The sequence below is a fragment of the Phaeobacter inhibens DSM 16374 genome, assembly GCF_000473105.1.
GTDB lineage: Bacteria > Pseudomonadota > Alphaproteobacteria > Rhodobacterales > Rhodobacteraceae > Phaeobacter > Phaeobacter inhibens.
In genome coordinates this window covers 2,353,089-2,377,764 of sequence record NZ_KI421498.1, presented here as the reverse complement: position 1 = coordinate 2,377,764, position 24,676 = coordinate 2,353,089, and the positions used below count along the sequence as shown (strand labels likewise).

General features: G+C 55.5%; 30 protein-coding genes, 1 tRNA gene and 1 pseudogene. 25 read left to right on the top strand and 7 right to left on the bottom strand.

The annotated features are described in order from the left end of the window. The first annotated feature begins 119 nt into the window (after positions 1-119). From INHI_RS0115195 to INHI_RS0115135, 13 genes are all read left to right on the top strand, one after another. Entirely contained in the window at positions 120-599 is a 480-nt protein-coding gene (locus tag INHI_RS0115195; RefSeq protein ID WP_014881236.1) for a UPF0262 family protein, read from the top strand. Positions 600-602: 3 nt separating this feature from the next. Continuing rightward, a complete protein-coding gene (locus INHI_RS0115190) occupies positions 603-1,061 on the top strand; it encodes an arsenate-mycothiol transferase ArsC (protein WP_014873302.1) in 459 nt (152 codons plus the stop codon). Continuing rightward, entirely contained in the window at positions 1,058-1,453 is a 396-nt protein-coding gene (locus INHI_RS0115185; protein ID WP_014881235.1) for a ketosteroid isomerase-related protein, read from the top strand. Before INHI_RS0115190 ends, INHI_RS0115185 begins: the two co-directional genes overlap by 4 nt. Continuing rightward, positions 1,453-2,043: a GNAT family N-acetyltransferase gene (locus tag INHI_RS0115180; protein WP_014881234.1), complete on the top strand. Its 591-nt coding sequence runs from the start codon at positions 1,453-1,455 to the stop codon at positions 2,041-2,043. Before INHI_RS0115185 ends, INHI_RS0115180 begins: the two co-directional genes overlap by 1 nt. 60 nt (positions 2,044-2,103) lie before the next feature. Further along, positions 2,104-2,982 (top strand): carbon-nitrogen hydrolase family protein, encoded by an 879-nt coding sequence (locus INHI_RS0115175; protein ID WP_027248183.1) that lies wholly within the window; start codon positions 2,104-2,106, stop codon positions 2,980-2,982. An 84-nt stretch (positions 2,983-3,066) separates the two neighbouring features. Next, positions 3,067-3,285: a translation initiation factor IF-1 gene (gene infA / locus INHI_RS0115170; RefSeq protein ID WP_005978431.1), complete on the top strand. Its 219-nt coding sequence runs from the start codon at positions 3,067-3,069 to the stop codon at positions 3,283-3,285. Between the two features lie 202 nt (positions 3,286-3,487). After that, complete coding sequence (locus INHI_RS0115165) at positions 3,488-4,069, top strand: Maf family protein (protein ID WP_027248182.1); 582 nt, start codon at positions 3,488-3,490, stop codon at positions 4,067-4,069. Next, complete coding sequence (locus INHI_RS0115160) at positions 4,066-5,088, top strand: ribonuclease E/G (protein WP_027248181.1); 1,023 nt, start codon at positions 4,066-4,068, stop codon at positions 5,086-5,088. Before INHI_RS0115165 ends, INHI_RS0115160 begins: the two co-directional genes overlap by 4 nt. After that, positions 5,085-5,267, top strand: a complete 183-nt coding sequence (locus INHI_RS0115155) for a DNA gyrase inhibitor YacG (RefSeq protein ID WP_014873308.1) — start codon at positions 5,085-5,087, stop codon at positions 5,265-5,267. The genes INHI_RS0115160 and INHI_RS0115155 overlap by 4 nt, the downstream gene beginning before the upstream one ends. A gap of 81 nt (positions 5,268-5,348) precedes the next feature. Then, positions 5,349-5,423: transfer RNA gene (locus INHI_RS0115150), tRNA-Phe, on the top strand. 259 nt (positions 5,424-5,682) lie between these two features. After that, complete coding sequence (locus INHI_RS20755) at positions 5,683-6,357, top strand: dual OB domain-containing protein (RefSeq protein ID WP_155805611.1); 675 nt, start codon at positions 5,683-5,685, stop codon at positions 6,355-6,357. Positions 6,358-6,362: 5 nt separating this feature from the next. Further along, positions 6,363-6,953, top strand: coding sequence for a DUF488 domain-containing protein (locus tag INHI_RS0115140; RefSeq protein WP_027248179.1), 591 nt, complete (start codon positions 6,363-6,365; stop codon positions 6,951-6,953). Positions 6,954-6,960: 7 nt separating this feature from the next. Further along, the gene (locus INHI_RS0115135; RefSeq protein ID WP_027248178.1) at positions 6,961-7,395 is read left to right on the top strand and encodes a DUF488 domain-containing protein; all 435 of its coding nucleotides are present in this window, start codon (positions 6,961-6,963) and stop codon (positions 7,393-7,395) included. A 78-nt stretch (positions 7,396-7,473) separates the two neighbouring features. On the opposite strand, the gene INHI_RS0115130 is transcribed toward INHI_RS0115135, so the two are convergent. Together INHI_RS0115130 and INHI_RS0115125 are read right to left on the bottom strand one after the other, a co-directional pair. Further along, positions 7,474-8,574, bottom strand: coding sequence for a helix-turn-helix domain-containing protein (locus INHI_RS0115130; protein ID WP_027248177.1), 1,101 nt, complete (start codon positions 8,572-8,574; stop codon positions 7,474-7,476). A gap of 12 nt (positions 8,575-8,586) precedes the next feature. Then, positions 8,587-9,210 (bottom strand): hypothetical protein, encoded by a 624-nt coding sequence (locus INHI_RS0115125; protein WP_027248176.1) that lies wholly within the window; start codon positions 9,208-9,210, stop codon positions 8,587-8,589. 370 nt (positions 9,211-9,580) lie between these two features. On the opposite strand from INHI_RS0115125, the gene INHI_RS0115120 reads away from it, so the two are divergent. The 3 genes from INHI_RS0115120 to INHI_RS0115110 are packed head-to-tail and all read left to right on the top strand — an operon-like array spanning position 9,581 to position 10,318. Next, complete coding sequence (locus INHI_RS0115120) at positions 9,581-9,787, top strand: helix-turn-helix transcriptional regulator (RefSeq protein WP_027248175.1); 207 nt, start codon at positions 9,581-9,583, stop codon at positions 9,785-9,787. Between the two features lie 46 nt (positions 9,788-9,833). Then, on the top strand, positions 9,834-10,061 hold the full coding sequence (locus INHI_RS0115115; protein ID WP_027248174.1) for a hypothetical protein: 228 nt from the start codon (positions 9,834-9,836) through the stop codon (positions 10,059-10,061). A gap of 14 nt (positions 10,062-10,075) precedes the next feature. After that, entirely contained in the window at positions 10,076-10,318 is a 243-nt protein-coding gene (locus tag INHI_RS0115110; RefSeq protein ID WP_027248173.1) for a hypothetical protein, read from the top strand. A 22-nt stretch (positions 10,319-10,340) separates the two neighbouring features. On the opposite strand, the gene INHI_RS21135 is transcribed toward INHI_RS0115110, so the two are convergent. Then, complete coding sequence (locus INHI_RS21135; RefSeq protein ID WP_155805608.1) at positions 10,341-11,528, bottom strand: MobA/MobL family protein; 1,188 nt, start codon at positions 11,526-11,528, stop codon at positions 10,341-10,343. Between the two features lie 93 nt (positions 11,529-11,621). Between INHI_RS21135 and INHI_RS0115100 the strand changes: the two genes are divergently transcribed. Beyond that, entirely contained in the window at positions 11,622-11,888 is a 267-nt protein-coding gene (locus INHI_RS0115100; RefSeq protein ID WP_027248171.1) for a hypothetical protein, read from the top strand. On the opposite strand, the gene INHI_RS0115095 is transcribed toward INHI_RS0115100, so the two are convergent. Together INHI_RS0115095 and INHI_RS0115090 are read right to left on the bottom strand one after the other, a co-directional pair. Continuing rightward, on the bottom strand, positions 11,885-13,039 hold the full coding sequence (locus tag INHI_RS0115095; RefSeq protein ID WP_036767120.1) for an AAA family ATPase: 1,155 nt from the start codon (positions 13,037-13,039) through the stop codon (positions 11,885-11,887). The genes INHI_RS0115100 and INHI_RS0115095 overlap by 4 nt on opposite strands. A gap of 162 nt (positions 13,040-13,201) precedes the next feature. Further along, complete coding sequence (locus INHI_RS0115090) at positions 13,202-14,569, bottom strand: tyrosine-type recombinase/integrase (RefSeq protein WP_027248169.1); 1,368 nt, start codon at positions 14,567-14,569, stop codon at positions 13,202-13,204. Positions 14,570-14,920: 351 nt separating this feature from the next. Here INHI_RS0115090 and INHI_RS21130 point away from each other — a divergent pair, with 351 nt between their 5' ends. The 7 genes and pseudogenes from INHI_RS21130 to gmd all read left to right on the top strand — a co-directional run bounded on the left by INHI_RS21130 (position 14,921) and on the right by gmd (position 21,843). Continuing rightward, positions 14,921-15,637, top strand: coding sequence for a DUF6538 domain-containing protein (locus tag INHI_RS21130; protein WP_155805605.1), 717 nt, complete (start codon positions 14,921-14,923; stop codon positions 15,635-15,637). Positions 15,638-15,667: 30 nt separating this feature from the next. Then, positions 15,668-16,797, top strand: a pseudogene (locus INHI_RS0115075) (IS3 family transposase). Between the two features lie 164 nt (positions 16,798-16,961). After that, a complete protein-coding gene (locus INHI_RS0115070; RefSeq protein WP_027248168.1) occupies positions 16,962-17,912 on the top strand; it encodes a glycosyltransferase family protein in 951 nt (316 codons plus the stop codon). Between the two features lie 2 nt (positions 17,913-17,914). Continuing rightward, a complete protein-coding gene (locus tag INHI_RS0115065; protein WP_027248167.1) occupies positions 17,915-18,712 on the top strand; it encodes an NAD-dependent epimerase/dehydratase family protein in 798 nt (265 codons plus the stop codon). Then, positions 18,693-19,481 carry a glycosyltransferase family 2 protein gene (locus INHI_RS0115060; protein ID WP_254656887.1) on the top strand — a complete coding sequence of 263 codons (789 nt, stop codon included), beginning with the start codon at positions 18,693-18,695 and terminating at the stop codon, positions 19,479-19,481. Before INHI_RS0115065 ends, INHI_RS0115060 begins: the two co-directional genes overlap by 20 nt. Further along, positions 19,478-20,674, top strand: a complete 1,197-nt coding sequence (locus tag INHI_RS0115055) for a DegT/DnrJ/EryC1/StrS family aminotransferase (RefSeq protein WP_014878949.1) — start codon at positions 19,478-19,480, stop codon at positions 20,672-20,674. The genes INHI_RS0115060 and INHI_RS0115055 overlap by 4 nt, the downstream gene beginning before the upstream one ends. A gap of 50 nt (positions 20,675-20,724) precedes the next feature. Further along, positions 20,725-21,843 (top strand): GDP-mannose 4,6-dehydratase, encoded by a 1,119-nt coding sequence (gene gmd, locus INHI_RS0115050; protein ID WP_027246729.1) that lies wholly within the window; start codon positions 20,725-20,727, stop codon positions 21,841-21,843. A 91-nt stretch (positions 21,844-21,934) separates the two neighbouring features. On the opposite strand, the gene INHI_RS0115045 is transcribed toward gmd, so the two are convergent. Together INHI_RS0115045 and INHI_RS0115040 are read right to left on the bottom strand one after the other, a co-directional pair. After that, positions 21,935-22,441, bottom strand: coding sequence for a fascin domain-containing protein (locus INHI_RS0115045; protein ID WP_014878951.1), 507 nt, complete (start codon positions 22,439-22,441; stop codon positions 21,935-21,937). Between the two features lie 170 nt (positions 22,442-22,611). Beyond that, positions 22,612-23,502, bottom strand: coding sequence for a mechanosensitive ion channel family protein (locus INHI_RS0115040; RefSeq protein ID WP_027248165.1), 891 nt, complete (start codon positions 23,500-23,502; stop codon positions 22,612-22,614). 112 nt (positions 23,503-23,614) lie between these two features. Between INHI_RS0115040 and INHI_RS0115035 the strand changes: the two genes are divergently transcribed. Beyond that, on the top strand, positions 23,615-24,454 hold the full coding sequence (locus tag INHI_RS0115035) for a formate/nitrite transporter family protein (RefSeq protein WP_027248164.1): 840 nt from the start codon (positions 23,615-23,617) through the stop codon (positions 24,452-24,454). Positions 24,455-24,676 lie beyond the last annotated feature (222 nt).

The window sequence follows — 24,676 nt, the reverse complement described above, 5'->3', positions numbered from 1 at the left end:
GCGTGTATGGATGGTGGCGCTGGCACATCGTTAGGGCACAACTGTGCCCTGCGGATTGCCGTGGCACCGACCATCGGCTAGTCAGTTATCTACCTAACCTGCGCACAGAGACCTGACCCATGAGCCGCATCAGCCAAATCGACCTTGATGACCGCAATCTGCCGCCGCCGACGCCCGAAATCGAGCAGGAGCGTCGGGTCGCGATTTTTGACCTGATTGAGGACAATAGTTTTGCGCTGCCTGCGCGTGGTGAGCGAGCGGCGCCTGAGGGGCCCTACCATCTGGGGCTTGCCATCCGCGACAAGCGGCTGGTCTTTGATGTTGCATCCGAGGCTGGTGAAAAGGCGGCGGAGTTTCACCTGTCGCTTTCGCCGTTCCGTCAGGTGGTCAAAGACTATTACCAAATCTGCGAAAGCTATTTTACCGCCGTCAAAACACTGCCGCCCAGTCAGATCGAAACCATCGACATGGCCCGCCGGGGTATTCACAACGAAGGCAGCCGCGTGTTGCGGGAGCGGCTGGAAGGCAAGGCGGAAATTGATACCGACACGGCGCGCCGTCTCTTCACCCTAATTTGCGTATTGCATTTTGGAGGCTGAAGCGTGAGCGAGTTGCCGCAGTCGATCCTGTTCTGCTGTGACCACAACGCGGTCAGATCCCCGATGGCAGAGGGGATCATGAAACAATTCTATGGCTCCGGTACCTATGTGCAATCTGTCGGCGTCAAGAACGATATGGAGATTGACGGCTTCTGCATCGCGGTCTGTCAGGAGATCGGTGTGGAACTGTCACGCCATCGTTCACGTTCATTCGACGAGATGGAACAGTGGGGGGATGACCTATCCTCCTTCGATCTGGTGGTGGCCCTCTCTCCGGCCAGTCAGCGCCGGGCGCTGGAACTGACGCGGTTTTTCCACCTTGATGTCGAATATTGGCCAATTATGGACCCAACTGGACTGGGGGAAACCCGGGATGCCAAGCTAGACAGTTACAGGCAAACCCGATCCCAGATCATCCAGCGCCTGACAGAGCGCTGGGGCAACCCGTTGGAGATAAAATGAACAGCACCGTCACCCGCTATTTCGAGGCATTCAACGCAAAAGACACCGACGCCATGCTTGAGTGCCTGTCGGACGACGTGGCCCACCATGTGAATGAGGGCAAGATTCGCATCGGCAAGGCGCTGTTTGCGGAGTTTTGCACCCACATGAGCCGCTGCTATGATGAAGCACTCACTGATATGGTGGTGTTCGTCAATGCAGATGGCAAACGCGCCGCCGCTGAATACATCGTGAACGGCACCTATCTCGAAACAGATGCAGGGCTGCCGGAGGCAGATCAGCAAACCTATCGCCTGCCCGCGGGGTCGTTCTTTGATTTGGAAGATGGCAAGATTACCCGCGTGACGACCTACTATAACCTTGCGGATTGGATGGCACAGGTCTCAGCCTGATGGGACTGCGTCTGGAGAGCCTGCGCGGCGCAGCGCTGGCGCAGGTGCTGGACGACGTCGCTCGCCTGCGGATCACTGTGTTCCGGGACTGGCCTTATCTTTACGATGGTGACCTGGCTTATGAGCGCAGTTATCTGCAAAGCTATCTGGACAGTGACAGGGCTGTGGTGGTCGGTGCATGGGACGGAGAGAGGTTGGTTGGTGCGTCGACTGGCGCACCTCTCATTGATCACGCCGAAGATTTTGCGGCGGCTTTCGAGGGGACCGGTCTGGCGCTGAAGGATGTCTTTTATTGCGCCGAATCTGTTCTATTGCCGGAATATCGCGGAATGGGCTTGGGGCACCGGTTCTTTGATCTACGGGAGGCCCATGCCAGGAAACTTGGCTATGTCGTGTCGGCATTTTGCAGCGTCCAGCGACCGGATAATCACCCGTCCAGACCGCCGTACTATCGCGATCTGAATGACTTCTGGCGCAAGCGTGGGTATGCTCCGATGCCGGGGGCTGTTGCGCGCTTCTCCTGGCGCGATGTCGGAGACGCTGAGGAAACCCGCAAGCCATTGCAATTCTGGTCCCGGCTCTTGACCTGAGCTGAGACTTGCGGCCCATTTTGTCATCAACTGACAGGACCCAACAAACAGGACCCTCTTATGAAAGTCGCTGCTGCCGCATACCCCCTTGATTGGTTCGATGATTGGAGCGCCTACGTGGCAAAGATCACCCGCTGGGTGCAGGAGGCTGCAGGGGAGGGAGCAGATCTGCTGGTGTTTCCCGAGTATGGCGCGATGGAGCTGTCAACGCTGGATGGCGCAGCGGTGGCGGGCGATCTGGAGCGATCCTTGCATGCGGTCTCCCGGCGCATGCCGGATGTTGATGCGCTGCACCTGCGTCTCGCGGCGGAATTCGGCGTGCACATCCTTGGTGCATCCGCGCCAGTCTTTGATGGTGGCGCACGTCCTGTGAACCGCGCGACCCTCTATACGCCGAACGGACAGAAAGGCATTCAAGACAAGCAGATCATGACCATGTTTGAGCGGGATCCATGGAACGTGACGAATGGAGAGGCGCTCACAGTATTCGACACGACACTGGGAAAAATCGGCGTCCTGATCTGCTACGACAGTGAGTTCCCTCTGCTGGGCCGCGCGCTTGCAGATGTGGATGTGTTACTGGTGCCGTCCTGCACGGAGGCACTGGCAGGTTACTGGCGGGTGCGTATCGGGGCTATGGCCCGCGCGCTTGAGAACCAGTGTGTTTCAGTAATGTCATCTATAGTCGGTCCCGCAGAATGGTCCGAAGCCGTGGACCAGAACACTGGCATGGGCGGAATATTCGGCCCCCCTGACACAGGCTTCCCGGCAACCGGCGTGTTGGCCGAAGGAGTGTTGAACAAACCGGGCTGGACCTATGCTGATGTCGACCTTGAGGCAATCGCCCATGTGCGCCGTGACGGTGTCGTACGCAACCGAACCCATTGGGATGAAAGGCCAGAACCGGGGAAAACAGTCACAATATGTCCGCTGCGGTGATTGCGCCCTTGAAAATCAGGGAAAAAGCGCTCATTTAAGCGCACGTCCCGCAGACTCGCGGGAAACCATAATTATGGAGATAACATGGCCAAGGAAGATACGCTCGAATTTCCCGGTGTCGTGAAGGAACTCCTGCCCAATGCGACGTTTCGGGTCGAGCTGGAAAACGGCCATGAGATCATCGCACATACGGCAGGCAAGATGCGCAAAAACCGCATCCGCGTTCTGGCTGGCGACAAGGTACAGGTCGAGATGACCCCATATGATCTGACCAAAGGACGGATCAACTATCGCTTCAAATAAGCGCTGGTGTCCACCAAGTAACAAAAGCCCGGCCTCTTCGCCGGGCTTTTGTTTTGGTTCACCTGCGATCGGCCAAGCGTAGTATGAACGCCCTCACCGCGATAACCAGTTGGGGTTTTTCAGCCTTGATGAACCGGCTATGACTGGGCCGAAGCCAACATTAAGTGCAGCCCTGCTGCGCCATAGGACAAAAGGGCCAGACATGGCATTCATTCTTGGATCGGGCAGCCCGCGCAGGCTGGAGTTACTGGCCCAATTGGGAATCACCCCTGATGCGGTTTGTCCGCCGGATATCGACGAAACGCCAAAGCCGAGGGAATTGCCGCGGCTCTATTGCGCCCGCATTGCCCGTCAGAAAGCCGAGGCAATTTCCGCCGCTGCGGAGGATCTCATCCTCTGCGCTGACACCACCGTCGCCCTTGGTCGTCGGATTCTGGGAAAACCTGACGACGTCGCAGAGGCCGCTCAATTTCTGTCGGCTCTCTCCGGGCGCCGGCACCAGGTGATCACATCTGTTGCCGTGCGTCGGGGGGATCGGATTTGGTCCCGCGATGTAGTGAGCGCCGTGAAGATGAAGCGGCTCTCCGATGAAGAGCTGAACGGCTACCTCGCGACCGGGGACTGGCAGGGCAAGGCAGGTGCCTATGCCATTCAGGGACCTGCGGGAGCGCTTATTCCTTGGATCAATGGATCTTTCACGGGAATTGTCGGCTTGCCACTGGCCGAAACTGCTGCCCTGTTGCGCGGGGCTGGCTGGACACCAAACAAGGAGGCCACCGCATGAAGGGCCGCACAATCATTCTCGACCACATCGACGGCCGCGAAGCCGCGGCCCTCATGGTAGATGGCCAGCTTGAGGATTTGCTGATCGACAGCGATGCGCCCACCCCCGGAACAATCTACCGTGCCCGGGCTGATCGGCCTGTAAAGGGACAGGGTGGTATGTTCCTGACAACGCCGGATGGCCCTGCCTTTCTACGCCAGGTCAAAGGTCTGGCGCCCGGACAGGAGTTGTTGGTCCAGCTGACCGGCTATGCCGAAGCGGGCAAAGCACTGCCGGTCTCGCAGAAGCTGCTGTTCAAAAGCCGCTACGCCATCATCACACCCGAGGCTCCCGGGCTCAATATCTCTCGCTCCATCCGCGACGAGGATGAGCGTGATCGGCTGTTGGAAATTGCTCATGACGCGATGGGTGATATTGGCTATGGTCTGATCCTGCGATCCGCCTGCGACGGCGCTGACAGCGCCGACATTGAAGAAGACATTCTTGCTATGGTGTCGCTGGCATCCCAGGTGCTGGAGGATGCCGGTAGCGGGCCAGAGGTCCTGGCAGAGGGCGATACTCCGCATCTTCTGGCATGGCGCGACTGGACCGATCCGGCAGATATAGAGCGCGACGCTGGCGGATTTGAACGTCTGGGCGTGTTAGACGCCTTGGAAACAGTGCAGGGTATTCGGGAACCTCTCAGCGGTGGCGCGTTTTTGTTCATTGAGGAGACCCGCGCCTTGGTTGCGGTGGATGTGAACACCGGCGCGGACACCTCGCTGGCAGCTGGGGTGAAGGCGAACATGGCCTGCGCCAAATCCCTCGCCCGGGCCTTGCGCCTGCGCGGGCTGGGGGGGCAGATTGTGATCGACCCTGCTCCCATGCCCAAGAAGGATCGCCGCGCCTTTGAAACGGCCCTGCGGGCCAGCTTCCGCAGTGATAGCGAAGACACGGTGCTGGTGGGGTGGACCACGCTTGGCCACTTTGAATTGCAGCGCAAACGCGGTCGCATCCCGTTGAAGGAGGTCCTGGCGTGAGCTGCCCGATTTGCGCTGAGGAAACTCAAAAAGATTACCGCCCCTTCTGTTCGCGCCGCTGCGCGGACATTGATCTCGCAAAATGGCTGAACGGCGCTTACGCGACCCCAAGCACGGACCCGGAAGACATTGAAAACGCTCTGGAAGAAGTCGCAAATTCCAGCGAAACGAAACATTAGCGAATTTCTTTGAAAAAGCCTCTGGACACGGTCATGCACACGTCATAGAAGGCCCACACCCAAGGCGAACAGCCTTCCCGTGCCCGGGTAGCTCAGGGGTAGAGCAGTGGATTGAAAATCCTCGTGTCGGTGGTTCGATTCCGCCCCCGGGCACCACTTTTAACAATTAAAAGCAATGTGTTGGCGGCTTGGCCGCTATTGCACCTCGTCGGTTAATTGCCCGGGACTGCACCGGGACTGCACCGGGACTGCATATCAATATTTCATATACATTCGTTGTTGGGAACCAGTGAGCGTCTTTATCAAGCTCATCCAATTACTCTGCGACGCGAAATCGCAGCTAATTAGCGTCAGGTGATCTTGAAGTCACCGCGTTCTTCCTTAAATTGCATTCTGCATTACTTGGAGTCTTTTTATGCCCGTAACCAAAACGATTGTTTGCTTGGCAAACTCATTTCGACCAGGTGGAAGCTGTGTGGCCGGGATTGAATACAACAACGGCCAGTTCGGCGATTGGATACGCCCGGTCAGCCACCGTGGCAATCAGGCTATCAACGACGCCGAAAAGACATATGCCGACGGCAGCGAATTGGCGATGCTGGATTTAGTGGAAATCACTTTTGACGCCCACAAGCCCGAGCAGCACCAGACCGAAAACTGGGTTATCTCTCAGGGTGTTCATTGGAATAAGGTGGGGCAACTAACTCCAGCGCATGTGCAAGCAGCGGTAGCGCCAGCTAACACCCGACTCTGGGGGCCTTCAAGTAGCACATTCATTGGGCAGAATGACCTGCTCAGCACCTTGATTGCAAACGCCGCAACAAATTCGTTGTCTCTTATTCAACCAACCGAAGCAATTGTGGAAGTGATTTACAACAAGTTCGAGGACCATAACGATATATGGGTAAGTTTCTCTTGGGCTGGAGTTGGCCACAAGATGAAACTCACTGATCCAGTCCAATTTCAAAGGTTCAACACAACCGCTGGTGACCGCCATACGCTTGCAAACCCAATCCTTTGCATCAGTTTGGCTAAGGTTTGGGTGGAGAAGCGCACTGCTTCCAAGTTGGTCGCCGGTTTGATAGCCTAAGCCCCATGGATGACGCAAAGAAAATATACACTGTGGGGCACTCGACGCAGCCTTTTGAGAGCTTTTTAAGCTTGCTGTTGAAGAACCAAGTTTCAGCGGTGGCAGACGTCAGGTCTTCGCCATACAGTCGCCATGCGCCGCATTTCAATACAGATACTCTAAAGAACGCGCTCAAAGAGAATGGAATTGCCTATGTCTTCTTGGGGAAGGAGCTTGGCGCAAGGTCCGAAGATGCTTCTTGCTACATCGACAACACCGTTAGCTACAATAAACTGGCCAAAACGTCCCTCTTCTTGTCTGGCATCCAGCGAGTTGAGGATGGAAGCCAGCGTTATCGTGTTGCACTCATGTGCTCTGAGCGTGACCCTACTGAGTGCCATCGAACGATTTTGGTTTCGAAGGTGCTACAAGAGCGAGGTGCGCAGATCAGCCATATCCTTGGTGATGGGACGCTGGAACCACACAGGAATACCATGCTGAGGGTGCTCGACATTCTTGGAACGCCCCGAGGTGACATGCTCGATTCTGAAAATGACTTGATTGCTCGGGCGTATGAAGGCCGTGAAAAGCAAATCGCCTACCGGCGGGAAGGATAAGCACACCATGGTTCAGGTATTCACTATTGGATTTACCAAAACCACCGCCGAGCATTTCTTTGGTCGATTGAAGGAGTCTCAATCCCGTAAGCTTGTCGATGTTCGCTTGAATAACGTTTCGCAGTTGGCAGGGTTTGCCAAGCGGGACGACCTCAAATTCTTCGCCAGAAGTCTTTGCAATATGGACTACCTGCACGCGCCGAACTTCGCTCCAACCAAACCAATGCTTGATTCATACAAGAAAAAGAAAATCGAGTGGTCAAACTATGAGAACCAATATCTGGATCTCATGATGAAACGGAAAGTCGAGAAACTGCGTCCCGCTGATTTGGACGGATGTTGTTTGCTTTGCAGTGAAGACACCCCTCACTTTTGCCATCGACGGCTTTTGGCTGAATACCTTGATCAAAAATGGGGTAACCTTGAGATCATCCATCTTTGAGGTGGGGGGAGTTCGGCCACCATTGATAACATACAGTGCCTGCTGACATCTCACAGCCAGCAGTCCACCCATCACACTTTATTCGACAATGCGCAAAGCCGGGCGTTCATTGCTTTTGCCCGCAGCGCTTTGATCCGTTCGGGGCAATATCCCTGAAAGTAGCATTTCCACTTCGCTCACGGGTAAAAATAGATCGTTCGCCAAGTTCTGTAGGTTCTTTCGATCCGACCAAAGCTCGGCCAAAATCTTCCCCCAGAGAACTGAGCTTTCTCTGGTGATCCCATCTGGCTCCCCGCTTCTGTATCCCCGTTTCCCTAACTCAATGCAGATGGAGCGATATTGCCACTCAGTCAGCATGGGCTTGTTAAAGTGGCTCAGACGATATGCCAGGGCCATAGCTGACACACGCCACCGTTTCTTCGCTTTGATGATGAGGTTTGCGGTAATTAGGCGAGGCATTCGGGCACGAATATCCTCTTCGGGCATCAAGAACGCAGCTGCAAACCTGTTGGCCTCCAACTCAACAGAACGGGTGTCCCCGTTTGCACCAGAGGTTTCGCCGTGCTTATGCAGCACGAGATGGCCCAACTCGTGCGCTGCATCAAAGATACTGCGCTCAGCGGACTTGTAGGAGTTCAAGAAGACATACGCGCTATCGTCTTGCCAGAACGAGAACGCATCCACGTTAGCGGTGTTTTCTTCCAGTCCGAGAACGCGGATACCCTTGGATTCAAACAGCTTAAGTAAGTTTGGGATAGGATCATATCCAAGCCCCCAATGCTGTCTCAGTGCCTCTGCGGCTGCTTCGGGGGTCAATTCCGGATCGAACGGAGGGAGATTGAGCGGTGGCAAATTGAAGTGATCATCCAGCCATGAATAGACCTCCACACCAATCTCGCCAGCCGACAATGCGGCATCCCGTTCCTTGGCGCTCATACTCTTCAGGCTGCGGAAACTCACAATCTCCTTGGTAAGCGGCGCCGGTTCCCCTTTGAAGAAAAAGGATGCTGGGTAATCCAGAACTTCCGCGAGCTTTTCCACAGTTGCAGGATCGGCTTCATTTTGGCCGGTTTCCAATCGAGTGATTGTTACAGGTGATACGCCTGCTTCTTCTGCGAGTCCTTTTGCCGTCAGCCTGCGCCGCTTTCTGGCGAGGCTGAGTCTTTTGCTGCTAAACATAGTATTTTCACGTCACTTCCGGGTCACGACGATATCCAAGTCGGATTCGTCGGCCGGTCCATCAACGCCGAAGTCAATCTCGTCAAGGTCATTCCCATCAATTAGGAAAATCCGCTCAACACAGCGCAGAAAGTTTCCGCCTTTCACAATGGGTAGGCTGAGTTCCATAGCCCCATTTTGATCAACCATCAGGTAATAAGTTTTGTAGTCGCCATGGAACTTCACGATGCTGACCGGGAGATCAACACCTGCGGCATCGAACATATCACCGCAGGCGACACGCTCGGAACCTGCGCCTTTGCGAGAGCGGGCTTGAGGACTAACTTCGCCACAAGCTTCATGCACATTGGCAAACAAGACCCTCAGCTTCAGTTCCTCATTGCAAATACCTTCGACACCTTCGCTACGAAAGAACTGCCAATTGTCGCCCATATTTTCAGCCCGCAGCCCTTTGACGCCATCGGCGTAAGAAAAATAGCCTGCAGCGTTCGCTGGGTGGAGCGGGGATGCGCTTGTGCGGGCGGCCAAAGCGTGGTGGCCAGCTGCAATCAATCGGTCACGTTCAAGTTCAAGCTCTGAAAGGCGAGTATCGCCTTCATTCAAATCTTTGAGGGTGGTGGGTTGGATGGATTCCATATCGGGTCTGCTCGTGTTAATTTTTGATGCCTCAATTGTGGTTGAAAAAATTAACACGGTCAAGTCAGATATCGCCACCTGCCACAGAATGCGCCGCCGGGCATCCAAGCCCACACAAATACGTCAATGACCTTTTTGCTCAGCTCTTGGGGTTGAAGACCTGATTTCTTGCCCCCATATTTTGGTAAGAGGTCTTCGGCGGCTACCCGGCGCTCCCTGCACCGCATTGCGGATTTTCGGGCTAATTGTGCGCTTTTATAGACCGGGCAAAAAATCGGCAGTCAAAAAGTTGCCGCTCGCCCTTCGGATTTCCAGAAATGGCCAAATTTATAGTCGCGGCGTCCGCCGCGACTATAATCATGGAGCCAATATGACAATTCTGCCAACACCGCAACCCAAAGATACCCTCGTCGATATCAAGACCGTTTGCACGACGCTGTGCCGGTCCCGCGCCAGCCTATACCGCGATATTCAGCGCGGCGATTTTCCCGAACCGATCAAGCTGGGTGGTTCATCCCGCTGGCGCATGTCGGACCTCAACAAGATCATTGATCCTGAAGCACCACTGGCGGCGTAAGCCGTCGCATTCGCCACAAACAATATTTAGAAATCAAGGAACTAACATGAATCACATCACCAATCTGACCCGTGCCGAAGCTGAAGGTATCAAACTGGCGCTCGCCCAACTCATCGACGAGGGGGATCTGGATGCCGCAATTTCTTTGCTCGAAACATCCATTGAGTTTGCAAAAACCGAAAATGGTGGAATGCGAGCCTTAATGTTCAAATCGCTCTTTACCGTTGCGCATTCGAAAACTGCCGTGTCGTCGATTGATCGGCCTTGGCATTGAGGAGGGAGCAAACAATGCGCAGTGAAAAAGTGCAGAGCATCATCAAAAGAACCACCCGGCTGGATCGTGATAGGAATGGCAACCCGCGCTATTTCATTCCGGCAGCCTGCTTGCCAGTTGAACCGGGCACACGCCAAGCCCGCGCTATTGGCCTATACAAGTATCGTGGCGATACATACGGTCTTGGATTTGTCGTGCAGAGCTATGACTTGATAGATACCGTCGAACGCTGTTTGCAAACATGTGCTGACAAGTAAAAGTGGCCGGTTGCCGCGACCCTCATGCCCCACGCTCAGCCCCGCCACTGCGGGGCTTTGTCGTTTTGGGTGGGCGATGATGATGACGCTCTGCCTCGGGGCGCAAGCGGCGTTGCCCCTCAATAGGCAAAAGCCGCGCCTTCAAGGTATCGCGCAACATGATCAACTCACGATAAACCCGCCGAACGTCACGCCCACGGCGAAGACGGCGAGCAAGCCCAAGGCGGGCAGCCGCCAAGAATGGCGGTTGTCGCCCTGGGCGCGGTTGAGCGCGGCTTTGGAGTGGACCACTTGTTGGGCCTGTGTCGCCGACAACTGGTCGATGCTCCTGGACAGGCTGGCCAGATTGTTTGAATGGCGGTCGATTTCCCGGAGCAGCTTTGACATTCCCGCCACCGCGTTCTCGCTGTTTTGCGATGCCGCCGTTGCGCTGCGCCTCGTTGTCTCCATCGCCTGTTCCCAATCGAACGGTTCCTGCATTTTTCTGACTCTCTTTCAGTTTGTTGATTTCTCGGATGACGGCATTCGCCTCGGCCCGGGTGTGGCCTTGGTCGATGTGCTTCCATTTCTCTTTGCTTTTCTTCTTGGCCTCCGGGGTCGCCCGGGAACTTGCGCCTTCGTGGATTGTTGGAATCCTGTCGATGCCACGATCTGCATATGACAAGTGGCTGATCTCGGAATCTGGGCCAAAGCCCCAGCCGCGCATCATCTCGTTGTGAAGCTCTGCCCACAATTTGGCAGCGCCTTCGATGGCGTTCTTCCGGGCAAGGCCAAGGGTGCTTTTCGGCCTGCCACGCCCGCCGGTCTTCTGCTGAACATCGAACAATACGAAATGCGCGTGTGGGTTCTTCGAGTCGTTTCCATGTTGGTCGTGGATGGCAGCGACATACCCGGCAATACCCTTGCTCATTTGCTCCGCATAGGCCCGAGTCAGGGCCTCTCTCTGCTCCGGGGATGCCTCTGATGGCAGGGCAATAACGAACCGCTCACAGACGCGCCCCTTGCGCTTCTGTGCTTCCTCCTCGGCAAGGTTGGCTGTCTTCGGGTGAGAACCGCCAGAAAGCCGTTCCTGCATCACCACTCGCGCCGCCTGTGGCCGAGCGATATAACGAAGATGGGCCGCAGTTTGGCCGGGCTTTGCCGCGCGGGTTTCATCCGTGCGCTTCTCCGAAAAAGTCTTAACTGAGTGCCTAAATGAAAACAGTGCCATCTATTCCGTGAGGGGGCGTGGATAAAATTGCGAAGCTTTTTATCCGTTGTGCGCCTTCCCTATCTCCTCGGAAACGGAAATAGGAAACTGACCATGCAATCGGAAAAAACTGGTATTCTGGCCGATAAGAGAAAGCAGAACGGCCAAGTGCTGATGATGCTTGCCAACTACTGCCGCAAACACCGGATGTTAGATATCAACCTTGGGGATTTGCCACCAGAAACGATGGATGCCATCGGGAACGAGGTTGTCGATTTATTTGTAGATCGCGTCCAGCAGCATGACATGAAAGCGCCCCCAAAGAAGGGGGCGCAGAGTGGCGATTGGGGGGCGGGAAACCATGGCCGATCTCGCGGTTAGTGCAGTATGGGTTTCTCGTTTTCGATGGCATCGTCAATGACCTCGAACGGGGCAGAGTAGCGGAATCCACCGCACTCGCCTTTCTCGACCGACCCAGCATTTTGCAGGCTTTCAAGCGCCCTGCTGACTGCTTTCCGGTGGTTGTCGCTATTGGCTCGGGTCTCGTTGAACGGCCCGCCAACCAATTCGCCAATGTCCTTTCGGCTGTGCCACTTCCCGGCGTCGTGTTTGACGATACCTTTCAGCAGCCGCAAAACTTCGGCGGCTCGCTCGCCGGAAACGCTCGGTTTGGTCGAAGGCTTCGCCTTTGCCCCTTTCGTGATCGTCAGGGAGTTGTCATGCTTGAACGGCACCGCCATCGGAACCGTGAATACATCGCCGTCATCATCGGTTCCGGCTTCGAAGGGTTCGATGCGGAATGCGAGGGCACGGCCTTTCCGAATGCGCTTCTGCTTTTTTTGCAGCAGCATGGCAGCCACACCGGAATCGTCCTCAGCCTTTTCCAGCGTAAGAAGCGTATCGAGGGTAGCAGTCATTGCTGAAGACCCGCGCGGTCTGCCTTTGTCGCCGGTGCCTACATGGTGGATGAACAGCACATGCGCTCCGGTTGATTTCGCAATGAACTGCGCGTGGCGAAACACCCGGCTCATATCCCGGGCCGAGTTTTCGTCGGCATCACCAATGGACAGGTTGAGGGTATCGAAAACGATCAGCAGGTAATCGCATTGGTGATACTCACGGAACGCCTCGGCATAGGCCAGGAACTCTTTGACCGCTTTGGGGTCGGTCAAATCGGGCACCACATCGAGGACTTCGAATGCGGCGGCACCATCGGGAGCGTTGTGCATGTAGGGATAGGCGCGTTCCAAAATCCCCTCTGGGTCTTCGGCGGCAACATAGAGGACTGCTGCGCGTTTGACTTTCATGTCGCCCATGTCGCGGCCCATGGCGACATGGGAGGCAATGCACGACATGATCGCGGACTTCCCAAGATTGGGTTCGCCAGCAATCATGCCAACCTGCCCGGCCAGCAGGAGGCCTTTGACGATGAAGGGCCGGTTGGGATTGATCTGGAACTTATTTGCCGAAACCGGGCTGATGCCATTGAAGGTGGGAGCGTTCAGGGCTTTGGTGGAGGTTGTGTTTTTCACTATTTTATCCTTGAAAGTGAGCATTTGGTTGGCGGCCTTCGGTGGGGAAAATCGGAAGCCAGAAATGATGTTTGGTCAGGGCGAAATGCACGGAAACAAATCCTGCATTTTCCGGACGGACGGACGCCCCCCTTAAGGGGAGGCGTCCGTCCGTCCGGTGTCCTAAGCAGGATTTGAGGGTTTCACGGTCGCAACGATGTGGTCTAATGCGGCGCTCAATTTGTTCAGCGCGACGACCTTGGGGTCTTCCGTTTCGTTCAAAATCCGTGTGGCGATCATATAGTGGCTCGCAGACCCGCTGACGCCCGCGTTGGCGAACCGGTTGGTGTGATCGAGGATCGCTTCGACGGTCTGAACTGGCACCTGTAATTCCTCCAGCAGGGTTGCCCCGGTGCGGCGCAGGTCATGGCGCGTCCAGTCGCTGGTTTTGCTGCCTTTCTGGACCTGTTCCGCGATGCGGTTCCAATTGTCGAGCCTGCCTCCATCGCGGTTTGGAAACACGAATGCATTACCCGCGCCTTTGGTGTAGCCGGGAAGCGCTTTGAGGAGGTCCAAGGTTGCACCCGATAACGGCAGGCGCTGGCTGCGTCCTTCCCCTGTCGTGTCTTTCACCTCGGGTTTGACCCAGACGCCGTTGGCAAAGTCGATGTCTCGCCAGCGGGCAGCAGCCACTTCCTCACGCCGTGCCAGGGTCAGCAACAGAAACCGCAATGCGATGGGGCCAAAGTCATTTTTTGGCAGCATGTTCCGGCGGCGGAGTTTCTGCGGAGCCGGGTATTGGAGCAACGGAACGATTGCCGCGATTTCCTCGACGCTTAGCACTCGTTCCCGCTTGCCTGAGATCGTGGGGTCGGTTGAGGCAGGATCGTGGATGCGGCGAAGCTCAGGCGCATTGAGGCGATTAGGACGACCCGCGCCAATTTTGCCGAACTTGCGCCCTCGGTGTGCGGCCCAATCCAGAACCGGTGACAGATAGGACAAGGCCCGCGACACTTGGCCGTTCGCCGTGGCTTTGCCTTTCAGGGGGCGAACAGGTTTGTAAGCATTGGCAACCAAGCCGAACTCTTCTGCCGTTAGGGCCTCGATTGGTTTATCCAACAACGGCGCGAAAACGCGCTCAATTGTGTTCCGTGTGTAGGCGGACGATTCCGGACCGCCACGGGGACGCCAGCTTTTCTTGGTCAATGCAAAAAAGGGCTGAACCTCGTCCAGCAATTGCCGCAGGGTGATTTTTTCCACCGGGGCAACGCATGGCGGTGTCGGTTTGAACTCCCCATTGATTTTCAGGTCCACGCGGATTTGAAGGGCGATCTCTCGGGCCTGCTTGAGCGAAATGTCCGGATAGGAACCGATTGTGAATGTTTCATACTTCCCGGCGTTGTTGCGGATCATCAGGGCAAACGACTTGTGCCCAGAGCGCGAAACACGCAGTTTTAGGCCGGTTGTCTTTGCGTCAGTGATCTGGAGACGGGGCTTGTCTGTCGTAATGTTCTGGACCAGTTTGTCGGTCAGGTTTTGAGTGGTTTTCATGTCGAACCTCGTGTTGATTACGAGGTGAACATTGGCCAAACCGCCGAACGCGAAGTGGGACTGCACGGGACTGCAAAACCTGTTGGATAGCCTGAAATCGGGTGAGACAACCTGAGACAACCAATGCGTCAGCATGTCGCAGTTTCGTCTTTGGTTTTCCCTGTGTTTTCAGGCGTTAGGCTGTCTCATTTTGTCTCATTTCGGGCCAGCCGATAGCGGCGCGATTAGAGTGCAGAATGATTGAAAATCCTCGTGTCGGTGGTTCGATTCCGCCCCCGGGCACCATTTATCAGATCTAACCTGTTGTTTTGCATCAGCTTTTGCACATGGCAAGGCGAGGCGTAGAACATTTTGGAGAACATTTCCGGTAAGTACCTTTTCCTCAAAGAGGGTATTTTTTACTTCAACCGGCGGGTTCCTAAGGATCTCAGGCCACACTATTCCTCTGCGAAAATTTCCTACTCTCTGAGAACACGATCACGTGCCATTGCATTGGCTAGGGCTAACAGCGCATCGGTGAAGTTGGATGAATATTGGTACCATCTTAGATCTCAGGATGCCGAGTTGCCTGGGAAGCACTTGCTGCGCCATGGGTTGTCGCGTCCTGCTTCCACCAATTCTAAAGTTGTCACACCTGACGTTCTGACGCTTTCCGAGGGAGTGTTGACATATGTCCGCCTCAAGGGCCACGGACGCCCAAAGACGTTCGAGAGGGCAGCGCATCGTTCGTGTGGCTATGTGATCGACGTTTGTGGTGACAAACCGCTATCTGACTACACAAAAGCAGACGCCAACGCCTTTCGTGACGCTTTGGTCAAGCGTGGTTTGACCGGCAGCTCAGTCACTCGGATCTTTGGTACCGTGCGAGCGGTCTTCAACTTTGCTGCAGCCGAACAAGGACTTGATATCACCTCGCCTTTTTCCAATGTCTACTACGACCGCAACGCTGGGGTCTCGGAACGCCTGTCGATCCCCGTGGAGGACATCCGCAGGGTACAAGGGAAATGCAGGGAACTGGACGATGAGATGCGCAAGTGGACCTGTCGCGGTTTGATGCCGCTCCTTTGATAGCATTTACTGCACCAAAGGAGATGAACTATGGGACTAAAACGGACGGACGAATTTCGCCAAGATGCGGTGCGGATTGCGTTAACCAGCGGGCTAACGCGTAAGTAGGTGGCGGATGATCTTGGCGTCGGTATGTCGACGCTGAACAAATGGATCACCGCGCACAGAGATACAGACGTGGTGTCGAAAGAAGATTTGAGCCTTGCTCAAGAGAATGACCGGCTTAGGCGTGAGAACCGCATTCTCAAGGAGGAGCGGGACATCCTAAAAAAAGCAACGCAGTTCTTCGCGAGCCAAAAGCCATGAGGTTTAGGTTCATCGAAGAACACCGGGATGCGTTTCCGGCAGCGCGCCTGTGTCAGGTTATGGATGTCAGCCTGCGCGGTTTGCGTGCGTTCCGCAGTCGGCCAGCCAGCCGCAGACAGCGATCTGACCTGGTCACGCTGGCGCATATCAAAGAACAGTCGCGTCTCAGTTTAGGCAGTTATGGCAGGCCGCGTATGACCGAAGAGCTGAAGGAGATCGGCTTGGATGTTGGCCATCGCCGTGTGGGCAGATTGATGCGTCAGAACGGCATATCTGTTGTTCGGACCCGCAAACACAAGGTGACCACTGACAGCGATCATAAGCTCAATATAGCACCCAACCTGCTGGATCGTGACTTCAACGCTGATAAACAAAACCAGAAATGGGCGGGTGACATCAGCTATGTCTGGACGCGCGAAGGCTGGTTGTATTTGGCTGTTATCCTGGACCTACATTCCAGGCGGGTAATCGGTTGGGCCGTTAGCAACCGCATGAAACGCGACTTGGCAATCCGAGCGTTGAACATGGCCATCGCGTTCCGGCAACCGCCCAAGGACTGCATCCACCACACCGATCGCGGATCGCAATATTGTTCTCATGATTATCAGAAGATCCTGCGCCAGCACGGCTTTAAGGTGTCCATGAGCGGCAAGGGTAATTGTTACGACAATGCTGCCGTCGAAACCTTCTTTAAGACGATCAAGGCGGAGCTGATCTGGCGGCATCCTTGGGAGACACGGCGGAAGGCTGAGATGGCAATCTTCGAATACATCAACGGGTTCTACAATCCACGACGCCGTCACTCAGCACTGGGCTGGATAAGCCCGGTCGCTTTCGAACGGAAGGTGGCTTAAACGAGCACTTGGAGCGGCACGAAAGCGTGACAAGACCAACCTGACTAAGCGGTCGGAGAAGTCGCCAAAACCATGGTGACTTAACTCAAATTTATCTCTTCTGGGCATATCTTCGCGAATGTACGCGCACAAAGCCGTGCGTGTTTTGCTGGAGAACCGGTCACATGCAGTTTCGTTCGTTTAATGCTCCTGATCCAAATGCGCCTGATCGCCCATTGGTGACGGTTTTCTGTGCTGTTTGGCATAAGCAGCCCAACAAGTTGGAATTGTTGCGCTCCCATTGGGCGAATCTGAAGGCGCAGTCGATTCCGGTGGAGCCTTGTTATATCTTTGACAACGGCGACGTTGCTCCAGATTGGCTGGAGGCTCCCTGGTATAGCTTCGACGCGCCTCTGACGATCTACGAAGCCTGGTCAGCGGCAACGGCATTGGCACAGACCAACTACATCATGAACCTCAATATGGATGATCGGCTGGCCACCAACGCGGTCCAAGCGATGGTGGCGACAGCTGCTGCCACCAAATCGACATTGGTGGGTGGCGAATGGCTGGTAAGCTTTGATGAGAGCCATTTGGAACAGGAGTTTGTGGTTGAGGACCTCTGGAAGACGAGTTTCGTCGCCGACTGGCCGCCCAAGGCACAGGCTGGCCTGCGGCTTGGCAGTGGTACTGCAGAGCGGGGGACCTATGGGCCGGCGACGCTTTGGAACCTGAAACAAGTGGGGCAGTGGTACCCCAGCTATTTCGGCAACCAAACGCCGATCAAATCGATTGGAGACTCGATTTTCTGGCAAATGCTGTCCAAGAATAACTGCAAATTCACGCGCATTCCTATGATCGTCGGCCGGTATTATTCAGACGAGGACTCGCAAGCCGAATTTCGGCCTCATCAGGACAATGATCATCTGCGCGCTCATGGTGTCAGTCTGGTTTCCTTCGCAAACTTCGTCCTTTCAGGTGATTTCTCGAAGTGGCCGGGCTTAGATCCTGAGCCCGTTGTTCCGGAACGCGGACCGCGTAACAAGATCGAACAGGCCAGTGACAAGTTGGCCGCTCAATTCCGCGCTATGGGGCTTGGGGCACAGTGCCCGTCACAGTCGGTTGCGGTGCAGTAACCATGTCGAGACGTATTTTCCTAACCGGTAGCGGGGGGGTCGTGGGACGCCATGCTCTGAGGGCACTGGAGACGTTAGCACCTGATGCCGAGGTGTTGCGAAACACCGCTGATCTGACCAATCCGCATGAGGTTGCACAGGCCATCGAGAGAGCTGGGCCGCTTGATCTGGTTATCCACCTTGCCGCAATGGTGCCGGTTCAATCGGTTCGCGCAAATCCGGGCGCGGCCTTTGCGGTGAATGCCGGTGGGGCGATTAACCTTCTTACGGCGCTTGATGGCAGCCCGGCACGGATGCTTCTGTGTTCGTCCAGTCACGTTTACGCAAGCCAAGAGACACCGCTTCGAGAGACCGACACAACTGAGCCGGTGTCACTTTATGGTCAAACAAAGCTCATGTCGGAGCAGGCTGCGCGGCAGATTTGTGCCGCGACTGGTCGATCGCTGTGCATCGCACGGCTATTTTCAATCCACGATCCCGACCAAACCGGAAGCTATCTGCGCCCAACACTTGAGAAGCGATTTGCAACCCATTCACCAGAGGCGCCGTTTGAATTGCATGGGGCTGGCAGTCGGCGCGACTTTCTTCCGGCGTCTGAGGCTGCGCGCCTGATTACTGAACTCGCGCTTTCTGAAGCCGAGGGTCCGGTCAATGTCGCGTCTGGTAACGCGGTGACTGTGGCCGACTTTGCACAAGCAATCGCTCCCTTTCCGCTGAATATACGGCCTGTGGGCCAAAATGACACGCTCGAGGCTGATGTGACGCGCCTGCGTGCGATCCTTGGAGAACGCCATGACTAAGACAATTTCCATCGTAATCCCGACGTTTAATCGTGCGGATATGTTGCCCAAAGCGATTGACTGCGCGCTTAATCAAACGATGCCATGCGAGGTCATCGTGTCTGATCACGGGTCGACCGATCATACTGCACAGGTCGCTGCAGAATATGGCGATAAAATCACTTATATTCGCCGGGAGAAAGACTTTGGCCCGCATTTTTGCTGGCTTGAAGGCGTACTGCACGCCACCGGTGAATTTGTCCATCTGCAGTATGATGATGATTGGATCGCGCCGACCTTCATCGAAAAATGCGCGTCTGTCCTCAAGGAGGATGTCGGCTTTGCCTTTACCGGTGCGGAAGTCATTGACGACAAAACCGGCAAGCAGATGATGATGCAGTTTTTGGAATGGCTGCCGGAGACGGGAATTTTCGACAACCGCCTAGCGGAGGAAAACATTGTCGGCTCGCTCATCTCGCCGGGCGCGGCGCTGTTCCGGCGCCAGGTGCTGATAGATGCGCTCTATCAGGGGCGCCTTCCGCTCCAGAGCAGCGAATACCATGGTGTGGGCCCGGACATCTTTGCCTCGCTGTTGTCCATGCTGCGCTATCCAAAGGTGGGTTTTGTAAAGGAACCTCTCGCAAGTTTCCGCGCTCACGATGGATCGATCACGATCGATGCGCTGAAGGACAAAGAGAAAGCCGCCAATATAGCTGCCGCCTACAATGAGGTGCGCCATTACTATGTTGAGCTGAAGGCGATGCAAGCTGTGAGGGGGGCACAGACATGAAGAATTTTCAACCTCCCCGCCCGATCACCCTTGCGCAGGACACGATCTCGCGGCGTGAACTGCAGCAGACGGCGGATTGGATGATGGCTGGTAATCGTCTGACAAAGGCCGAGGAAACCGTCGCATTTGAGGAAGAATTTGCGGCCTGGATGGGCTCCAAACATGCAGTATTCGTCAACTCCGGCTCCTCAGCGAACCTGTTGATGATATACGCGGCACGCGAGGCAGGGCGACTGCGGAACAATAAGGTGATTGCTCCCGCAGTCAGCTGGGTCACAACCGTGTCGCCGCTCATTCAGTTTGGGTTCGATGTCAGGCTCTGTGACTGTGATCCGATGAATCTGGGTCTGGATCTGGAACACCTGGAACAGCTCTGCAAGGATGAGGCCCCGGCGATGCTGATCCTTGTGCATGTGTTGGGTCATGCCAATCACATGAAGGCGATCCAAGACATCTGTGACCGTTACGATGTGCTGTTGCTGGAAGACAGCTGCGAAGCCCTTGGTTCGGTCAGCGGTGGGCGCAAACTCGGCTGCCATGGTGCTGCGGGCAGTTTTTCATTCTACTATGGCCACCATATCTCAACGATTGAGGGTGGGATGGTGGTCACAGACGACAGTGAGCTGCATCAGGTCATGTTGTCGCTGCGCTCCCATGGCTGGAGCCGAGATCTGAACCCAACGCTGCGGGATCAACTGCAGCAGGACCACAACATCGATGATTTTCGCAATCTCTATACCTTCTATTACGCCGGCTTTAATTTGCGTTCGACCGACTTGCAGGCATTCATAGGGCGGCAGCAGATTCTGAAACTTGACGATATCTGCCGCGTGCGGGCGCGCAATTTCGATACCTATGCCGAGGAATTGCACGGGTACTATTCTCAGGATAGCGAGACTGATCTGTTGTCCTCCTTTGCCTATGGCACACTGGTTGAGAATAGAATGGACGTGTTTGAGCACCTGAGGGCGCAGCAGATTGAATGTCGGCCGCTTATCTGCGGTAACATCGCTCGCCATCCTTTCTGGATTCGGCACTATGGGCGTGAAATTTTGCCAAATGCGGATCTGATCCATGACTACGGGATCTATTTGCCAAACCACCACAACCTGTCGACTGCGGACGTCCTCAGCGTCGCCGGTACGTTCAAAGCTGTGGCTCAGCCCAAAACCATGCGTGATCGTGCAGCCTGAGCTGTATGTGACGTCTGATCGCGAGAACAATAGATATGAGAATGCCAACTGTGAAAAAAGCCCTCATCACCGGTGTAACGGGTCAGGATGGTTCGTACCTTGCGGAGTTTCTTCTTGAGAAGGGCTATGAGGTGCATGGGCTGAAGCGGCGGGCGTCGTCGTTCAACACCCAGCGGGTGGATCACATCTATCAGGACCCGCACACCGATCATGCCCGGTTCAAACTGCATTACGGCGATCTGACTGACACCTCCAACCTGACCCGGCTGTTGAGCGAGATTGAACCGGATGAGGTCTATAACCTCGGCGCGCAGTCCCATGTCGCCGTAAGTTTCGAGGCACCTGAATATACCGCCGATGTCGATGGCATCGGCACGCTGCGCCTGCTGGAGGCGATCCGCTTTCTGGGGCTGGAGAAAAAGACCCGGTTTTATCAGGCCTCGACTTCGGAATTATACGGGTTGGTGCAGGAAACCCCGCAGCGCGAGACGACGCCGTTTTATCCGCGTTCGCCTTATGCTGTGGCCAAGCTTTATTCCTACTGGATCACGGTGAACTACCGCGAGGCCTATGGTATGTATGCCTGCAACGGCATCCTGTTCAACCACGAGAGCCCGCGCCGGGGTGAAACCTTCGTGACCCGCAAGATCACCCGCGGCCTTGCCAATATCGCGCAAGGCCTCGAAGAGTGCCTTTATATGGGCAATATCGACGCGCTGCGCGACTGGGGCCATGCGAAGGATTACGTGCGGATGCAGTGGATGATGTTGCAGCAGGAGGCCCCGGAGGATTTTGTCATTGCCACCGGCAAGCAATATTCGGTGCGCCAGTTCATCACCTGGTCGGCGCAGGAGCTGGGGCTGACGCTGGCGTTTTCGGGCGAAGGTGTGGAGGAAATTGCCACCGTGACCGCGATCGAGGGCGATATGGCCCCGGCGCTGAAGGTGGGCGATGTGGTGCTGCGGATTGATCCGCGTTATTTCCGCCCCGCCGAGGTGGAGACGCTGCTGGGGGATCCCACCAAGGCGAAGCAGAAACTGGGCTGGGTGCCGGAGATCACCACCGAAGAGATGTGCGCCGAGATGGTGCGCGAAGACCTCAAAACCGCCCGCCGCCATGCCCTGCTGAAAGAACACGGCATGGATCTGCCGGTCAGCACCGAGGGCTGAGAGCATGGGCACCAGCGCTGTGAAAATCTATGTGGCCGGTCATCGCCTCAGAAACGAGACAATAGCCGACATTTGTCCGTAAATCAGGATATCAGCTGGTTTTCGACACCAACTCAAACGTAGAGTTTTCAGTCAGTTCTTGAATGCCCTGAGCGACGCCGACGCCATTCCCGTTACCCTCTGTGGCGCCCTCGGTATTCAGCGATAGATAGTAGCCCTGCAGCGTCGAGCATTCGAAGGCGACACGATTGGGGCCAACGAAGCGCACCACCCATTTTTCAAGTGCACCGCAGCCAAACTGGCAGTTAATCGGCTTGATCTGTTGCGGCGAGGGGGTGCCAATGCGCAGATAACAGTTGTGCCACTCTGCCGAGAGCAGGCCAACCGTACCTCCATCCTGTGGAGTCAGGACAAACTGCTCCCACGATCCGGCCCCAATCTGAGCATTGACCGTTCCTGCCCCTTCAGGGGCGGGATTGTTGACACCGTTTGCATCCATTCGAAGATAGGCGTCACTATACGCAACGCATCTTAGAGCATAGGTCAAATTTTGCGCAGCTATGCCAGTAGCATTTTCGTCAAGAAGGCCAAGGTTCATGGCGTATACTCCTCCGGGATTAAAGGAGGTTTGAATATCATAAATGCAACCTTAAGGTGAATTAAATCCGCATTAGCCCATCGTAAGGCCAAAGTGATCTGCGGCGTAGGTGGCAGAAACAACCAGTCCCTGCGATTGGCATGGGTTGGCAGAAACTCATTGATGCGCCGTTATTCTCGGCCATCATGCTGGCCGTCAATTTGGACCGGGATTGGCTCGTTTACAGTCAGTGTTCGGTAGGGAAACGGAATTTCGATTCCAGCATCGTCCAAGGCGGTTTTCACGGCCGCCACGACCTGATCCCGGCTGGCACGGATATCCAGAGGTTCGGAGCCGGTCCACCAAGTGATTTCGAAGTCAACGGAGGAGGCGCCAAAGGTCTTCGCAAAGACCTGAACATCGCGAACATCGTCGCGAACCATATCTACGTTTCGAACCGCTTCGGAGATAACGCTGCGCGCCGTATCAACGTTCTCGCCATAGGCGATACCGCAGATCAGTGTGGCTCTGCGCAGTTCTCGATTGGTGCGGACCGTGACCGCATTGTGAAAGAGCTGAGCGTTGGGGACAACAACCAGCTGCCCGTCGGTTTGGCGGATGTGGGTGTCGCGCACCGTGATCGCCTCGATCTTGCCTTCTGCCCCCTCACATTCGATGAAATCACCAATCTGAAACGGCTCGCGCAGCAGCAACAGGATACCGGCCAGAAAATTCTCGAATGTATCCTTGAACGCGAAGCCGATGGCGACCGAGCCAAGCCCAAGCGTAGTAAGCGCCTTGCCGGGTGTTACGGTTGGGAAGACCACCGTTACGGCAATCAGGCTGCCGATCAGCCAGAGTATCACACTGGCCAGCAGCTGCAGCACATCGCAGAGATTGCGGCGTAACTTCAATTGTCGGCTGATCCGTCTGATAACAGTCTTGGCCGCCCAGACCAGAAGGGCTGTCAAAAGCAGGATCGTGAGCGCAACACCGACGCGTGGCAGCGCGATGACCGCACTCGCCAACCAGTCGCTCATCTGCTCCATCAGTGTCATGCTGAGGTCTTCGGTCACCGACATCCCCTTCTTGCAAAGTTCGACTCTCAACGCGGTTGCGCGGAAAAGGTTCCGCTTGGCGGAACATTCCGGGGTGCCTGAGCGTTGTGAAGAATAGGAAAAACAGGAGCTGCATATGACCGAGGCCAGGACCCACGGCGAAGATCTCATTCAAGAAGAATGCGAGAATGAGGCGGTCGAGGAGGCGACGGGCCTGTCTCCTAGGTTGATCTTTGAAACGATACGTCGCAACGGTGAAGAGGAACTGGAGCGCCCAGTCCGGGCGCTTTGGTGGTCGGGGATTGCCGCAGGGTTGCTGATCAGTTTTTCGGTGCTGGGCAAGGCCGTCTTCAAGACACATCTGCCGGATGCCAGCTGGTCACCTCTGGTGGAAAACCTCGGCTATTCGCTGGGGTTCCTGATGGTAATCTTGGGGCGTATGCAACTCTTCACCGAAAATACTATCACCACCGTGGTGCCTGTTATGCTGCGCTGGGATAAGGCAAGCTTCTTGCGCACCGCGCGGCTTTGGGGGGTCGTGCTTGCGGCGAATGTCGTGGGGGCTTTTCTCATCGCGTCATTTTTTGCGCTGACACCGGTACTGGATGCGGATCTGCGCGCGGCCATGGTGAAAATCAGTGAACATGCAACCGGCATGCCGCCTCTCATAGGACTGATCAGCGGTATCCCATCAGGAATATTGATTGCCGCTATTGTCTGGATGCTGCCCTCGACCCAGCATAGCGAAATTCCTCTGATCATCATATTTACATGGCTAATCGCGGCGGGCGATTTCACCCACATCGTTGCCGGGTCGGTGGAAATGGCGTTCCTGATGGTGCAGGGGTTATTGCCTCTGGGGCAAGCGATCTTCGGGTTTTTCATCCCGGTTCTTATTGGCAATGTCATCGGCGGCACCGCCGTCTTCACCGTGTTGACCTATGCGCAGATCAAACCCGAGATCCCTGAAAAATAGATCGGGCCCCCAGCATATTTCCGGACCGGGCGCCTTTGCGGCTCGGTCCGGGGGAACTTTCCCTTATCAAAAGCGTTTTCTCAACAGATCGATAACGACAGAATGAGGAAGAGCGATGATAAACTGGCCGTTGATTTTCACTCTGATTGCCGCGGCTTCAGCGGCGCTGGCATTTGGTGGCGTTGCGACCGGGCTCGCTGTAGCTGCGAATGTTGTGTTTCT